The 13244-nt window shown below is 69.3% G+C and carries 15 protein-coding genes and 3 pseudogenes; 11 read left to right on the top strand and 7 right to left on the bottom strand.

Translation table 11 applies throughout. From position 1 onward, the window contains the following. Window positions 1–683, bottom strand: a 683-nt coding sequence (locus I9P22_RS19775) for a condensation domain-containing protein (protein ID WP_233253496.1), incomplete at its 3' end; no start/stop codon positions are given. Between the two features lie 155 nt (window positions 684–838). On the opposite strand from I9P22_RS19775, the gene I9P22_RS19770 reads away from it, so the two are divergent. Continuing rightward, window positions 839–1033, top strand: coding sequence for a phosphopantetheine-binding protein (locus tag I9P22_RS19770; protein ID WP_199261360.1), 195 nt, complete (start codon window positions 839–841; stop codon window positions 1031–1033). Here the strand turns inward: I9P22_RS19770 and I9P22_RS19765 are convergent. Together I9P22_RS19765 and I9P22_RS24660 are read right to left on the bottom strand one after the other, a co-directional pair. Beyond that, on the bottom strand, window positions 1030–1230 hold the full coding sequence (locus I9P22_RS19765) for a hypothetical protein (RefSeq protein ID WP_199261358.1): 201 nt from the start codon (window positions 1228–1230) through the stop codon (window positions 1030–1032). The genes I9P22_RS19770 and I9P22_RS19765 overlap by 4 nt on opposite strands. Then, window positions 1227–1430: an AMP-binding protein gene (locus I9P22_RS24660; protein WP_233253494.1), complete on the bottom strand. Its 204-nt coding sequence runs from the start codon at window positions 1428–1430 to the stop codon at window positions 1227–1229. Before I9P22_RS24660 ends, I9P22_RS19765 begins: the two co-directional genes overlap by 4 nt. A 412-nt stretch (window positions 1431–1842) precedes the next feature. Between I9P22_RS24660 and I9P22_RS19755 the strand changes: the two genes are divergently transcribed. From I9P22_RS19755 to I9P22_RS19745, 3 genes are read left to right on the top strand one after another with little or no spacing between them, the layout of a single operon-like run. Further along, window positions 1843–3168, top strand: a complete 1326-nt coding sequence (locus I9P22_RS19755; protein WP_199261354.1) for an MFS transporter — start codon at window positions 1843–1845, stop codon at window positions 3166–3168. A gap of 18 nt (window positions 3169–3186) precedes the next feature. Beyond that, window positions 3187–4947: an FAD-dependent oxidoreductase gene (locus tag I9P22_RS19750; RefSeq protein ID WP_199261352.1), complete on the top strand. Its 1761-nt coding sequence runs from the start codon at window positions 3187–3189 to the stop codon at window positions 4945–4947. 11 nt (window positions 4948–4958) lie between these two features. Then, window positions 4959–5330 (top strand): NIPSNAP family protein, encoded by a 372-nt coding sequence (locus tag I9P22_RS19745; RefSeq protein WP_199261350.1) that lies wholly within the window; start codon window positions 4959–4961, stop codon window positions 5328–5330. On the opposite strand, the gene I9P22_RS19740 is transcribed toward I9P22_RS19745, so the two are convergent. Continuing rightward, window positions 5327–5800 (bottom strand): MarR family winged helix-turn-helix transcriptional regulator, encoded by a 474-nt coding sequence (locus I9P22_RS19740; RefSeq protein ID WP_199261349.1) that lies wholly within the window; start codon window positions 5798–5800, stop codon window positions 5327–5329. The genes I9P22_RS19745 and I9P22_RS19740 overlap by 4 nt on opposite strands. Window positions 5801–5903: 103 nt before the next feature. On the opposite strand from I9P22_RS19740, the gene I9P22_RS19735 reads away from it, so the two are divergent. Next, window positions 5904–6680, top strand: coding sequence for an SDR family NAD(P)-dependent oxidoreductase (locus I9P22_RS19735; RefSeq protein WP_199261348.1), 777 nt, complete (start codon window positions 5904–5906; stop codon window positions 6678–6680). 132 nt (window positions 6681–6812) lie between these two features. Then, window positions 6813–7196 carry a DoxX family protein gene (locus I9P22_RS19730; protein WP_199261347.1) on the top strand — a complete coding sequence of 128 codons (384 nt, stop codon included), beginning with the start codon at window positions 6813–6815 and terminating at the stop codon, window positions 7194–7196. Window positions 7197–7254: 58 nt separating this feature from the next. Here I9P22_RS19730 and I9P22_RS19725 read toward each other — a convergent pair whose 3' ends face one another. After that, window positions 7255–9129, bottom strand: a complete 1875-nt coding sequence (locus I9P22_RS19725; RefSeq protein ID WP_199261346.1) for a calcium-binding protein — start codon at window positions 9127–9129, stop codon at window positions 7255–7257. 132 nt (window positions 9130–9261) lie between these two features. After that, complete coding sequence (locus I9P22_RS19720) at window positions 9262–10245, bottom strand: LysR family transcriptional regulator (RefSeq protein WP_199261345.1); 984 nt, start codon at window positions 10243–10245, stop codon at window positions 9262–9264. Window positions 10246–10377: 132 nt separating this feature from the next. Between I9P22_RS19720 and I9P22_RS19715 the strand changes: the two genes are divergently transcribed. After that, a complete protein-coding gene (locus I9P22_RS19715) occupies window positions 10378–10992 on the top strand; it encodes an FMN-dependent NADH-azoreductase (RefSeq protein WP_199261344.1) in 615 nt (204 codons plus the stop codon). A gap of 73 nt (window positions 10993–11065) precedes the next feature. Here I9P22_RS19715 and I9P22_RS19710 read toward each other — a convergent pair. After that, window positions 11066–11531, bottom strand: a pseudogene (locus I9P22_RS19710) (plasmid partitioning protein RepA); the annotation flags it as partial. 187 nt (window positions 11532–11718) lie between these two features. On the opposite strand from I9P22_RS19710, the gene I9P22_RS19705 reads away from it, so the two are divergent. The 4 genes and pseudogenes from I9P22_RS19705 to I9P22_RS19690 all read left to right on the top strand — a co-directional run. Continuing rightward, the gene (locus I9P22_RS19705) at window positions 11719–11979 is read left to right on the top strand and encodes a helix-turn-helix domain-containing protein (protein ID WP_199261343.1); all 261 of its coding nucleotides are present in this window, start codon (window positions 11719–11721) and stop codon (window positions 11977–11979) included. Next, entirely contained in the window at window positions 11976–12410 is a 435-nt protein-coding gene (locus I9P22_RS25080) for a HipA N-terminal domain-containing protein (protein ID WP_199261341.1), read from the top strand. Before I9P22_RS19705 ends, I9P22_RS25080 begins: the two co-directional genes overlap by 4 nt. Beyond that, window positions 12328–12582, top strand: a pseudogene (locus I9P22_RS19695) (helix-turn-helix domain-containing protein); the annotation flags it as partial. The gene I9P22_RS25080 and the pseudogene I9P22_RS19695, both read left to right, overlap by 83 nt. Continuing rightward, window positions 12542–13183: pseudogene (locus I9P22_RS19690) on the top strand (transposase); the annotation flags it as partial. The pseudogenes I9P22_RS19695 and I9P22_RS19690, both read left to right, overlap by 41 nt. Window positions 13184–13244: the final 61 nt, after the last annotated feature.

Genomic DNA, 13244 nt, shown 5'->3' with positions numbered 1-13244 from the left:
AGCGCCGCCGCTTGCGCCGGCGGCAGCAGCGCCGAGATCCGGGTGCTTTCCGGCGCGGCCGCCCCGTCGCGCAGCGGCAGCGAGGGCGCCGGCGGCATGTCGCGCAGCCGCGCCCGCCACCAGTCCCGATCCGCCGTCTCGGCCGTCGGGTCGGGGGCAAGCCGGGCCAGGTAGTCGAAATAGCAGCCCTCGGGTTGCTCGGCCGCGGCCAGCCCGGCCGGATCCTCGTAAAGCCGGGCCAGGTCGTCCATGACCAGCCCGAAGCAGGAGGGATCGGCCGCGATCATGTCCAGATCGACATGCAGGCGCTGTTCGCCGCCGGGCAGCAGGCTCAGCCGGAACTCTGCCGCTTCGCCCGAGGCGATGTCCAGCCGCTGATGCGTCATCCGCCGCCGGGTCGCGGCCAGCCGCGCCTGCGCCTGGTCCGGCGCCAGATCCCGCAGGTCGTCGAGCCGCAGGGCGTGGCGGTCGTCCAGCGGCTGGATCACCTGCCGGCCCGATTCCGTGACCCGCAGCCGCAGCATCGGGTGCTGGCGGAACAGGGCGCGCACCGCCCGGTCCAGCCGTCGCGGCTCCAGCCCCGCCGGCTGGAACTCGGTATGCAGATGCGCCGAGACGCCGCCGCCCGGTCCCTGCCAATCGCGTCCGGTCCAATAGGCTGCCTGCATGGCTGTCAGGTCCATCTTCATCCCCTTGCGTCTGGCGATATTGGTTGATAAAAATACTCAACTAATGGCGGTGTCAAGTCGAGGGCCTTGGCCGCGCAGGACGGGACGGGATTGGAATGAACGACAGTGCACCTATCAAAACGCTTGACTGGGCATGGCTGGAATCGCGCGTGCGGGCCCTTGTCCCCGACGAGGATGAGATCGCCCCGGACGAAAACCTGCTGTTCCTGGGGCTGGATTCGCTGTCGGTCCTGAAGCTGGTGGGCGAGTTGAGGCAGGCGGGCATCGCCCTGAGCGCGCGGGAGCTGCTCGAGGCGCCCAGCATCGAGGGCTGGTGGCGCCTGATCCAGGCGCGGCGCCCCTAGCTGCGGGCGGCGCCGGCCCCCTTGCCGGCGATGGCAGCAAGGCGCGCTGTCATGGGCGGGGCTGAAGCCATGGCAGGAGCAGCGCCGAAAACCGAGAGGTTCGCCCGGCCAAAGCCCCGCCGTTCGTCGGGATAGGCGGCGATGGCCGCCGGCGGCACGGCCGGATGCTTGCAAGGCAGCGCCTCGACCTCGATCATCGCGATGCTCTCGGCGCCGCGGCGCCGACCTCCTTGGACCGGCCGCAGATGCGGGTCTGGCCCTGCTCGTCCATGCGCGCGATATTGCCGGTGTCGCACCAGCCCTCGGCATCGGTGGCGTTCCATTGCGGCCGCTTGAGATCGCCGGGGAAGTTCGAGCAGCCGCGCAGGAACAGGACGCCTTCCCGCCCCGGGGGCATCGGCGTGCCGTCGGGGCCGCGGATCTGCGGCTCCTTCCCCGTTCTCGGTCGTGCCCCAGGCCGAGATGATCCTGGCGCCCAATATCCGCTGGGCCCGTTCCACCAGCGGCCCCGGGGATCGCCACGCCCGTGCACGGGAAGATGCGCAGCGAAGACGGACCGGTGCCGCCCGCCATGGCCCGCGGATCGCGCATCCGGGCCCCGGCGGCCCCGGGGGCAGCGATCACAAATCGCCCGGGTTGTGTTGCGACCGCAACAAAAAGATTGACCGGAGCGATTCTCTCTCCTATCGACGGGGCTGTCGCAGAGGAGACGGCGACGCAGCAACATCGGCATACGGTTCGGATCCGCCCGCGAAACCCGGTTTCGCGGCCCGGGCGGGCTCGTGCCGTGATCGGCAAAGGGGGGACTTATGGCCGATTTCATCCTGACCGCGGACAAGACCGCGCCATCCGCAAGCGGGCGCTGGACGCCCCTGCGCATCGCAGTCGTGTTCATCTGCTTCCTGCTCAATGCCATCGACGGCATGGACATCGTCATCATGTCCTATATCGCCCCGGTGCTGAAGGCCGAATGGGCGCTTGGCCCCGAGGCGCTTGGCACCGTCTTCAGCGCCTCGCTGGCCGGCATGGCGGTGGGCGGGCTATTCATCGCGCCGCTGGCCGACAGGTTCGGCCGCCGGCCGCTGATCATCGCGCTGCTGGGCGTCATCACCGCGACCATGCTGCTGAGCAGCCGGGCGCAGGACATCACCCAGCTTGTGGTGCTGCGCGCCATCATCGGCGCCTCGGTGGGCGCGTTCCTGGCCAGCGTCACCACCATGGCCGCCGATTTCGCGCCGCGCGGGCAGCAGGGCATGGTCGTCGCCGCGGCGATCTCGGGCTATGCGCTGGGGGCGGTGGTCACCGGGCTGGTCGTCGCCCATCACCTGCCCGAACAGGGCTGGCGCATGATGCTGACCGGGGCGGGCTGCATCTCGCTGGCGGCGCTGCCGCTGGTGGTCCTGGTCATGCCCGAATCCATCGACTTCCTGAAACGGACGCAGCCCCGGGATGCGCTGGCGCGGCTGAACCGGCTGCTGTCCCGGCTGGGCGAGCCGGCGCTGGCGGCGCTGCCGTCGCGGGTCGAGACGCGCCGGGCCTCGGTCGCGGCAGTGTTCGCCGAGGGGCGGCTGGCCGGGACGCTGTGCCTGTGGCTGGGTATCGTCATGGGTTTCATGTCCTTCTATTTCCTGGTCTCGTGGATCACCCAACTGTCGGTGCAATCGGGCCTGGCGGTGGAAAACGCCATCTATGCCGGGGCGCTGTTCAATTTCGGCGGCTTTTCCGGCACCTTCGTCATCGGCGCGCTTGGCGCCCGCTACGGGCTGCAGCGCGTGACCTGCATCGCCATGCTGTGCGGCGCCGCCGTGGTCGCGGCCTTCGGCTACCTGTCGGTGTCGCTGGGCGTGACCCTGGTGCTGGCCTATCTGGCGGGCTTCACCACCAATGGCGGCTTCAACGCCTTCTACGCGCTGGCCGCGGCGCTTTACCCGGCCGAGATCCGCTCGACCGGGATCGGCTGGGCCATGGGCATCGGCCGCATCGGCGCGGTGATCGGCCCGATGCTGGGCGGCATCCTGATCGGGCAGGGGCTGGGCCTGGCCGCGCTGCTGGCGGTCTTCGCCCTGCCGCTGCTGATCGCCGGCGTCGCGGCGCTGTTCATCCGCGCCCGCGGCGCGCAGATTCAACCACATTAAGGGAAAGGATGCCGGAACATGACCGTCAACGACACTTATGACGTGGTGATCGTCGGCTCTGGCGCGGCCGGGCTGACCGCCGCCATCACCGCGAAGCTGCACGGCCTGTCGGCGATCGTGCTGGAAAAGGCGCCGGTCTTCGGCGGCACCACCGCCTTTTCCGGCGGCGTGGCCTGGATCCCCGGCAACCCGCATTTCCAGGACCGTCCCGAGGCGCAGGGCGGCACCCGGGTCGACCGCACCGCCGTGCACGAATACCTGCGCCACGAGGCCGGCGACAAGTACGACGCCGATGTCGTCGATGCCTATCTGGACCACGGCCCCGAGATGCTGCGCTTCCTGGAAAGCCGGACCGAGGTGAAGTTCACCGCCTCGCTTTATCCCGATTACCACCCCGAGGCGCCCGGCGGCGTGCAGATCGGCCGCTCGGTCACGGCGGCGGCCTATGATGGCCGGCGGCTGGGCAAGGCGTTCAGGCGCCTGCGCCCGCCGCTGAAGACCATCACCTTCATGGGGATGATGTTCAACTCCTCGAACGACGACCTGAAGCATTTCTTCAACGCCACCCGCTCGCCGGTCTCGGCCGCCTATGTCGCCCGGCGGCTGGGGGTGCACCTGCTGCACCTGGCGCGCTATGGGCGCGGCGTGCAGCTGACCTCGGGCAATGCGCTGGCGGCGCGGCTGGCGAAATCTGCCCTTGACCTGGGCATCGAGATCGTCACCGACGCCCTGGTGCAGGAACTGCTGGCCCGGGACGGCCGCATCGCCGGCGTCGTCGCCCGCATCGCCGGCCGGCGGTGCGAGATCGGCGCCGCGCGCGGCGTGGTGCTGGCGGCGGGGGGCTTTGCCCGCGACCCGGCCCGGACCGGGGCGCTTTATCCGCATCTGCGCGAGGGCGGCGAGCATTTCACCCCGGTCCCCGAGGGCAATACCGGCGACGGCATCGCGCTTGGCGAGCGCGCGGGCGGGCACATGGCGCAGGGCCTGCCCAATGCCGCGGCCTGGATGCCGGTCAGCAAGGTGCCCTTCCCGGGCGGCGCCGTGGCCTTTCCGCATCTGGTGGACCGCTACAAGCCCGGCTTCATCATGGTGAACCCGGCCGGGCGGCGCTTCGTCAACGAAAGCCGGTCCTATCACGATGTCGGCGCGGCCATGATCGAGACCTGCCGCGGCCTGGGCCGGACCGAGGCCTGGCTGATCGCCGATCACCGCACGGTGCGCAAATACGGCATTGGCTTCGTCAAGCCCTATCCGGTGCCGCTGGGGCCGCATATCCGCAGCGGCTATCTGAAGCGCGGCAGGACGCTTGCGGATCTGGCGGCGCAGATCGGCGTTCCCGCCGCGGCGCTGGCCGAGGAGGTCGCGGCCTATAACGACGGCGCGCGCCGGGGCGAGGATCGCCAGTTCGGGCGCGGCAGCTCGGGCTTCAACCGCTACCTGGGCGATGCCGGGCACCGGCCCAATCCGAACGTGGCCCCGGTCGAGGCCGCGCCCTTCTATGCGCTGCATATCGTCATGGGCGACCTGGGCACCTTTCCCGGCCTGGTCACCGACAGCCGGGCGCGGGTTCTGGACGGGCAGGGCGCGCCGATCCCGGGGCTTTACGCGGCCGGCAACGACGCGGCCTCGATCATGGGCGGGGCCTATCCGGGCGCGGGCATCACCATCGGCCCGGCCATGACCTTCGGCTATGTCGCCGGGCTGGCGCTGGCCGGGAAGCTGCCCGCCACCACAGCTGCCACGGCCGCCACCGCCACCACCACCACCGCATCGGCATAGGACAGACAGCCATGTTCACCCCACCCGCCGACCGGCCGCTGGTCAACCTGCGCTTCTATACCATCGCGCCGCGCAGGATGGCCGAGTTCCTCGAGCTCTTCGACCGGCTGGCCATGCCGGTGCTGCTGCGCAGCCTGGGCGCGCCCATCGGCTTCTATACCAGCACGGTCGGCCCGCTGAACCAGGTCGTGCACCTGTGGGCCTACAGGGACATGGCCGACATGGAGGCGCGCTGGCAGGCCCGCGACAGCGATCCCGCCTTCGCGGAATACCTGCGCGCCTCGGGCCACCTGATCGTCGCGCAAGAGGACCGGCTGCTGCGCGCCGCGGCCTTGCCTTCTCTGGCGGGGCCTTCGGGATCCCCGCCGGCGGGCGGGGCCTAGTCGTGCTGGCCGGCGCGGCGCTGCGCGTCTTCCTCGACCTTGGGAAGATTGGCGATCAGGCGGTGGAAATAGTCCAGCAGCTGCTCGGTTTCCCGGGCGTCGAAGCCGGTCAGCAGCGCCGCCTCGCGCGCGCGGGCGACGGGCAGCACCTGGTGATGCAGCGCCAGCCCCTCGGCCGTCAGGTTCGCCTCGCGCGAGCGGCGGGCGCCGTCGCGCATCTCGACCAGGCCGCGCCGCTCCATCGCCGCCAGCGAGCGGCTGACCGAACTCTTGTCCAGCCCGATCGAGGTCGCCATGGCGATGACGTTCGACCAGGGCTCGACCGCCAGGTGGCACAGGATACGCCATTCCACCACGCCGATCTGGAAGCGCCGGTGATATTCCTGCGAGGCGCCGGTGCCCAGCCGGCTGGAAAAACGGGTGCTCAGCGCGCCGATGCAGCGGTTGAGGTCGAAACGGTCGGATTGCATGCGGATCTCCTTGCCTCCGACCTAGCCGATTTTCACGCGCTGCCAAACCCCCCAGATTGCCGCAGCCCTGCCGGGCTGCATTCCCCGAACCAAGGAGAAGACCATGAGCTGGCTGCAACTTGACGGAAAGATCGTCGTGATCACCGGCGCGGCGGGCGGCATCGGCCGGGCGTTGGCCCGCGCCTTTGCCGGGCAGGGCGCGCGCGTCGTGGCCCTGGACCGCGACGCTGCCGCGCTGCCGGGCCTGGCGCAAGAGCTGGGCGGCGGCGCCTTCGCCATGGCCTGCGACATCTCCCGTCCCGAGGACATCGCGGCGGCGGCCGAGCGGGTCGAGGCCGAGGGCGGCGTCGACGTGCTGGTCAACAACGCCGCCATCCTGCGCCCCGGTCCGCTGGAAAGCGTGGCCGAGGCCGACTGGTCGGCCATGCTGCGCATCAACCTGACCGGCTATCTGCTGATGTCGCAGGCCTTCGGCAGGGCGATGCTGGCGCGCGGGCAGGGGGCGCTGGTGCATGTCGCCTCGATCGCCGGCACCCAGCCGCAGCCGGCCTCGGGCGCCTATTCGGCCAGCAAGGCGGCGACGCTGATGCTGTCGCGGCAGCTGGCGCAGGAATGGGGGCCGCGCGGCGTGCGCTCGAACTGCGTCAGCCCGGGGCTGGTGCTGACGCCGCTCTCCGCCGGCTTCTATGCCGATCCCGAGGTCAGGGCCCGGCGCGAGGCCATGGTGCCGCTGCAGCGCATCGCCAAGCCCGAGGACATGGCCGACGCGGCGCTGTTCCTGGCCTCGCCGCGCGCCGCCTATGTCACCGGGCAGGACATCGTCGTCGATGGCGGGCTGTCGCAGACCCTGATGGGGCTGGTGCCGCGCCCGGGCTACTGAGCCGGCGGCCCGTCGCCGCGGCGGTCCTGCATCCCGGAAGGCCGCGCCGGGATGCGGTCTTCAGCCGGCTTGCATTCCGGCGGTCGTGGCTATTCACTGTCGGCATCATCAACCCAAAGGTGAGGGACGGTAATGACTGGCATGCTCTCGGCGCTGCAGCCCTATGCGGTCGCGGCGCTCCGCATCGTCGCCGGGCTGCTCTATTTCGAGCACGGAACGCAAAAGCTGTTCGGCATCCCCATCCCCGGCCCCGAGACCCTGGGCATGCTGCCGCTGATCTCGGGGCTGCTGGAGGTGATCGGCGGCGCCCTGATCATCCTGGGCCTGTTCACCCGGCCAGTGGCTTTCGTGCTGTCCGGGCACATGGCCTTCGCCTATTGGATGGTCCATGCCCCCAAGAGCCCGTTCCCGGTGGCCAATGGCGGCGATGCGGCCATCCTGTTCTGCTTCGTCTTCCTGTTGCTGGCGACCACCGGCGCCGGGGCGCTGTCCGCCGACCGGCTCAAGGGTCGCTGACGGGACCGGCCCGGGGCGCCCGCACCACCGGCGGGACGGCGGCGGCGCCCCGGCCGGGTCAGACGAAGACGAAATCCGACATGGCCAGCTGGCCCACGCCGTTCAGCACCGCCAGCAGCCGCGGGCTGTCGCCGCCGCCGGCACCATCGGCATCATACCAGAGCCGGTGGCTGTCGGTCTCGAAGATCAGCGCCGGCGCCGCGCCGGTCACCACCGGGTTCGCGGCATTGACCAGCCGCAGCCCGGCGCCGAAATCCGAACGGTCGAGGCGGATCACGTCCTGGCCGCGGTGAAAATCGGTGATCACGTCGCCCTGCCATTCGAAGGCGGAGTAATCGGTGAAATCGAAGACGTCGCGCCCCAGCCCGCCGGTCAGGATGTCCGAACCCTCGCCGCCCGACAGCAGGTCGTTGCCCATGCGGCCGTTCAGCAGGTCGCCGCCGTCGCCGCCGCGGAACACATCGTTGCCGCCGCCGCCAAGGAACAGGTCATCCAGGGCCGTGCCCTCGAGCACCTCGACATTGCGCAGCGTCTTGCCATGGGCCAGCCCGCTATTGCGCGACTGGTCGGCCAGGTCGACCACCGCCCCCAGCTCGTAGCTGCTGAAGCTGACCGTGTCCACGCCCAGGCCGCCATCGACCGCCACGGGATAGGGCAGGTTCACCGCCTCGTCGAAGCCGATCAGGAAGCGGTCGTTGCCGCCCTCGCCGTTCAGGGTGTCGCGGCCGGATTCGTGCTGCAGCAGGTCGTTGCCGTTGCCGCCGCGCAGCAGGTCGGCGCCGCGGCCGCCGTCCAGCGTGTCGTTGCCGCCGCCGCCGCCAAGCCGGTCGTTGCCGTCATGGCCGTTCAGCCGGTCGGCATGGATCCAGCCGGTCACCTGGTCCCGGCCATGGCCGCCGTCATAGTCGAGCACCTCGGCATTGACCACGCGGGTGCCGTTGCCGAACTGCTTCAGCGCGGGCGAGAAGGCCCAGACCACATCCGCCGTCACGGCGCTGAACTCGACATGGATGCGGTCCAGTCCCAGGCCGCCGTCGGCCTGGTCGTTGATGCCGATCCACAGGCTGTCATTGCCGGCATTGCCCTGCAGCAGGTCGCGCTCGCGCCCCTCGTCGGAATAGTAGCCGTCGCTGACCAGGTTGTCATTGCCATCGCCGCCGATCAGCCGGTCGCCGCCGTCGCCGCCCTCGAGATCGTCGTCGCCGAAGCCGCCAAGCGCGGTGTCGTTGCCCGAGCCGCCCTGCAGCATGTCCCGGCCGATCTCGCCCAGCAGCGAATCGGCGCCGGCGCCGCCGTAAAGCCGGTCGTCGTCGTTGCCGCCGCGCAGCATGTCGTTGCCGTCGTCCCCGGACAGCTCGTCCATGCCCCCGCCGCCCAGCAGCGTGTCGGCGCCCAGGCCGCCCTCCAGCGTGTCGCCGTTCAGCCAGCCGGCCAGGCGGTCGGCATAGTCGCTGCCGGCGATCTCGAAGGCCTCGATCTCGCGGAACGAGAAGGCCGGGGCCGAGCCGAACCGCATGGTGACCGTCACCGTCGGATCCTGGATGGCGAAATCGACCGGGCCGGCCACGGCACCGAGGTCCAGCCGCAGCAGGTCGATCCCGGCGCCGCCGAAGATCCGGTCGCCGGGCACCTCGCCCAGGCTGGTCTGGTCGAAGATGTCGTCGCCCGAACCGCCGCGCATCAGGTCGGCGCCGGCGCCGCCGTCGAAGTAATCGTCCCCGTCATCGCCGTTCATCCTGTCGGCGCCATTGCCGCCGCGCAGCCAGTCGCCCTGGAAGCCGCCGAAAAGCTGGTCGTTGCCGTCCTCGCCGTAAAGCCAGTCGGCGCCGAAGCCGCCACGCAGGGTGTCGTTGCCGCCAAGACCGTAGATATCGTCGGAAAGAAAGGTTCCGACCAGGGTCTCGGCATTGTTCGTGCCGTCAATCCGAGCCATGCGCTCCCCCCTCGATGTCATGGAAAGCCCAGTACGCCCGGCCCCGGATAAGCTGTCAATCCTTGCCGCCCGGGGCAGGCGACCTCTCGCCGGGACAGGGCCGGGCGGGGGCGGCGCGCGACCGGCGGCCGGCTATCCCGCCGCGCCCCCCGCCCTGTCCTTGGCCGTATCCTTGGCCGCGCCGCCCCTCAGCATCGCCGAGAAATCGGCACGGCTGGGGCAGGTCGCAAGCCGCTGCCGGAAGGCCTCGATCAGCCAGCCTGCGGCCGGGCCGGGCGGATTGGCGGACCGGCGCAGCGCGTAAAGCGGATATTCCCCCAGCTCGTAGGCATCGAGCTGCAGCGCCACCAGCCTGCCCCGCGCCAGGTCCTTCCTGACCAGCGCCGCCGGCAGCCCGCCCCAGCCCAGCCCGCCCCGGATCAGCTGGTGCTTGGTGGCGATGTCGCTGACCCGCCAGGTCCTGTAGGACAGCACGTTGAAGTCCCGCCCGCTGGTCAGGCCCGAGGCGTCGGTCACCACCAGCTGCACCTCCTCGCGCACATCGGCGATGGTCAGCGGCCGCCCGATCCGGCCCAGCGGATGCTCGGCCGCGGCGACCGGCACCATGAAGGAATGCCCGATCCGTTCCGCGACCAGCAGATCGTCCTGCCGCAGCAGCGCGCCGCCGATGCCGATATCGGCCCTGCCGCCGGCCACCAGCTCCATGACCACGCCAAGCTCGCCCACCGTCAGGTTCAGCGCCACCGCCGGGAACCTGTCGCGAAAGCCGCGCAGCGCCGCGACCACCGCCTCGGAGGGCACCATGACACTGATGGCAAGCGACAGCTCGGCTTCGAGCCCCTGGCGGATGCTCCTGGCCCGGGCCCGCATCACCTGCAGGTCGGCGACGATGCGGCGCGCATCCGCCAGCAGGGCCTTGCCCGCCTCGGTCAGCCTGGGCTGGCGCGAGCCGCCGCGCTCGAAAAGCGCCACCTCGAGCTGCGCCTCGAGATTGGCGATGCTGTAGCTGACCACCGATTGCGCCCGGTTCAGCTGGCGCGAGGCGGCCGAGAAGCCGCCGGTCTCGGCAACGGCCAGGAAGACCTGCAGCTGGTCCAGGGTGGGATTGGCGTCCATGGCATATCATCCAATCTGTCGATGGATTTTTTCGATATTTTATCGGTTTTCTGGATGGGGAGCCAGCCTTATCTAACAGTCCGAAGCAACGGGCCCGGCCCGTGCGAGTTTCTGTCAAGGCAAGGAAAGATCATGTCCTCCATTCTGCTCGTCACCTCCAGCCCGCGCGGCGATGAATCGCTCTCCAGCAAGGTCGCGGCCGATCTGGCCCGGGCGCTTGCCGCCAAGGGCGGTGCCACGGTCGTGCATCGCGATCTCGGCGCCGCGCCGATCCCGCATCTGGACACCGTGACCACCGCGGCCATCCGCAAGCCGGCCGAGGCCCGCAACGCGCAAGAGGCCGCCGCCGCCGATCATTCCGACAAGCTGGTGGCCGAGCTGCTGGCCGCGGACACGGTGGTCATCGCCACCGGGCTGATCAATTTCGGCGTCTATTCCACGCTGAAAAGCTGGATCGACAACGTCGCCCGCGCCGGCCTGACCTTCCGCTATACCGAGAACGGCCCCGAGGGGCTGGCCACCGGCAAGAAGGTCTACGTGGTCCTGGCCTCCGGCGGCGTCTATTCCGAGGGCGCGGCGATGGGCATGAACCATGCGGTTCCCTATCTGCGGACGGTGCTGGGCTTCATGGGCATGACCGACCTGGAGGTTCTTCATGTCGAAGGCCTGGCCCTTGGCCCCGAGGCCGCCGCAAAGGCCGTCGCCGCGGCCCAGGCCCGCACCGAGGCGCTGTCCCTGGCCGCCTAGACTCATTCGTGGACGCCGCCTGGAAACCCCCGTGCTTCCTTCGGGGCGTCCACAGATGACCCTTGGTTTGCACCTCCGGTCGCAAACCATCCCGGGTTCGCGTCAGCCTCGCGGCGCTGTCCTTGTCCAGCCCCAGCCGCTGCGCCAGATGCGCCGCGGTCGCGGTCTTGCCGGATCCGCCCTTGAAGTTCATCACGCCGATGATGTGCAGATGGCTGCCTTCGCGCCGGCCGGGCCGGTAGCCCCGGCTTTCTGGCAGTCTTTTCAAGAAGTTTCCCAAGGTCATGCAGGTCCTGCGCCGAATAGGGCCGGCGGTTGCCTGCCGCGGTCTCGGGCAAGGGGCCCTTGCCGTCCAGATGCCGCTTGCGCAGGTGGCTGTCATTCACCCCCAGCAGCGCCGCCGCCTCGCCCGAGGTGGGCTTGCGCATCTGCTTCGTGGCATCGGGTGGAAACAGCGATTCCCGCTGAGCATGAAGCTGCTTGGCAAGCGCCTCGGAATGTTGCCCGATGACCGCGTTCACGCTTTTTGTCGTTTGAATGGCGTTCCCCGTGAATATCGCGCGAGTCCACCCGGCTCCCAAGCTTTTTCCATGCGCCAAGATTTCCAATCTGTTGGAAATGGCTCCGTTCGAGACTCATGCCGGCGCGGATTTTCAACATATTGGAAACCGGCTTGCGACGACCGTCATTCGCTGCCATGTTTCCAATGAATAAGAAAAGGACCGCATGGGCGAGACCTTGGCAACCCGGCTGGGCGGGCTGATCCGCGACACGCGCCGCGCGCAGGGGTTGCGGCTGGTCGACCTGTCGCGGCTCAGCGGCGTGGCGTTGGCGACGCTCTCGGACCTTGAAAACGGCACCCGCGACACGCGGCTGTCCTCGTATCAGCGGGTGTTCGATGCCCTGGGTCTTGATGCGGAAACGCTCTCGGCCCGCCCTCGGCAAGGTGGCGAGAGCGGCGGCTATGATCTGGATGAGGCGCTGTGATCGTCCCGATCTTCCATGACCGCTTCGATGTCGCCCAGCTGGCGGTGGACGGGCGGGGGGCGGTCAGCCTTGACTATGATCCGCGCTGGCAGGCGGCAAGGGGCGCCTTTCCCATCTCGCTGACCATGCCGCTGTCGCGCCGCGGCCAAGCGCATCGAACTCCTCGATCGAGAGCCGAACCGTTACAATCCTGCCGTCGGTGGTCATGGCCCTTCCTTCTCGGGATTTCGGCGATCCGGAGCGCTTCGGAGCGGCGCCGCCCGAGCACACGACCCCGTCCTCCTTCAGCCGCTTCATCTGTCCTCTTAATCTTCTTTCCGTGCTATTTTCGGGAAGGAAGAACCGCCCATGGATGGAACATCGAAGACCCGGAAGTCGCCGCCGCGCGATGCCGCCAGCAAGGTTGCTCAGCAACGAATGAGCGTGCTTGAGTTGGCGCGAGAGTTCGGCAATGTCGCCGAGGCCTGTCGGCAGCGTGGCATGGACCGGACCAGCTTCTACGAATGGAAGCGCCGCTTTCAGACGCAGGGCTTCGACGGGCTGAAGGACTTGCCGCCGATCCACAAGTCCCATCCCCGAGGGCACGTTGCGCGGACAGGTGCTGGGCGCGCTCTGGCTGGTCGGGCGCCTGCTGGAACAGGGGCCGAAGAGCAAGGACAAGCTCTGTTCCCTGCATGAGCCCGAGGTCGATTGCATCTCCAAGGGCAAGGCGCGGGTGCGATATGAGTTCGGCACCAAGGTCAGCCTCGCGACCACCCTCGACGGCGGCCTCATAGTCGGCGCCCGCAGCTTTCCCGGCAATCCCTATGATGGCCACATCCTGGCACCGGCCCTCGAACAGGTTGAAATCCTGACCGACACGAGGCCCGGCCTTGCCGTGGTCGACCGCGGCTATTGCGGCCATGGCGTCGAAACCACCCGCGTCCTGATCAGCGGCCAGCGACGCGGCATCACCCCGGCGCTGGCGAAACTCCTCAAACGGCGAAGTGCCATCGAGCCCGAGATCGGCCACATGAAATCAGACGGCGGATTGGCCAGATGCCCCCTGAAGGGCAGGAGCGGCGACGCGCTCTTTGCCGTGCTCTGCGCCTGTGGGCACAGCATCCGCAAGATTCTCGCCCATATCAGGGCTCTTTGGGACATCGTCATCCGCTTCATCCTCGGCATCATCGGGGGAGCTAGGCTCAGGTTTCATAACCAGTAGATGACGGTTGCGGCGAGAGCGATCGCTGAGCGAAAGCCCTTTGGGCATCGGTCGTAGCGGG

The sequence above is a fragment of the Paracoccus binzhouensis genome, assembly GCF_016446475.1.
Taxonomy (GTDB): Bacteria; Pseudomonadota; Alphaproteobacteria; order Rhodobacterales; family Rhodobacteraceae; genus Paracoccus; species Paracoccus binzhouensis.
Note: the sequence above shows the minus strand (reverse complement) of the source record. Positions and strands in the feature narration are given on the sequence as shown.

Excerpts from the sequence above, each read along its gene's own strand:
- I9P22_RS19765 (WP_199261358.1), bottom strand. The coding sequence starts at position 1,230 with ATGATCGAGGTCGAGGCGCTGCCTTGCAAGCATCCGGCCGTGCCGCCG.
- I9P22_RS24660 (WP_233253494.1), bottom strand. The coding sequence starts at position 1,430 with ATGCCCCCGGGGCGGGAAGGCGTCCTGTTCCTGCGCGGCTGCTCGAAC.
- I9P22_RS19755 (WP_199261354.1), top strand. The coding sequence starts at position 1,843 with ATGGCCGATTTCATCCTGACCGCGGACAAGACCGCGCCATCCGCAAGC.
- I9P22_RS19750 (WP_199261352.1), top strand. The coding sequence starts at position 3,187 with ATGACCGTCAACGACACTTATGACGTGGTGATCGTCGGCTCTGGCGCG.
- I9P22_RS19745 (WP_199261350.1), top strand. The coding sequence starts at position 4,959 with ATGTTCACCCCACCCGCCGACCGGCCGCTGGTCAACCTGCGCTTCTAT.
- I9P22_RS19740 (WP_199261349.1), bottom strand. The coding sequence starts at position 5,800 with ATGCAATCCGACCGTTTCGACCTCAACCGCTGCATCGGCGCGCTGAGC.
- I9P22_RS19735 (WP_199261348.1), top strand. The coding sequence starts at position 5,904 with ATGAGCTGGCTGCAACTTGACGGAAAGATCGTCGTGATCACCGGCGCG.
- I9P22_RS19730 (WP_199261347.1), top strand. The coding sequence starts at position 6,813 with ATGACTGGCATGCTCTCGGCGCTGCAGCCCTATGCGGTCGCGGCGCTC.
- I9P22_RS19725 (WP_199261346.1), bottom strand. The coding sequence starts at position 9,129 with ATGGCTCGGATTGACGGCACGAACAATGCCGAGACCCTGGTCGGAACC.
- I9P22_RS19720 (WP_199261345.1), bottom strand. The coding sequence starts at position 10,245 with ATGGACGCCAATCCCACCCTGGACCAGCTGCAGGTCTTCCTGGCCGTT.
- I9P22_RS19715 (WP_199261344.1), top strand. The coding sequence starts at position 10,378 with ATGTCCTCCATTCTGCTCGTCACCTCCAGCCCGCGCGGCGATGAATCG.
- I9P22_RS19705 (WP_199261343.1), top strand. The coding sequence starts at position 11,719 with ATGGGCGAGACCTTGGCAACCCGGCTGGGCGGGCTGATCCGCGACACG.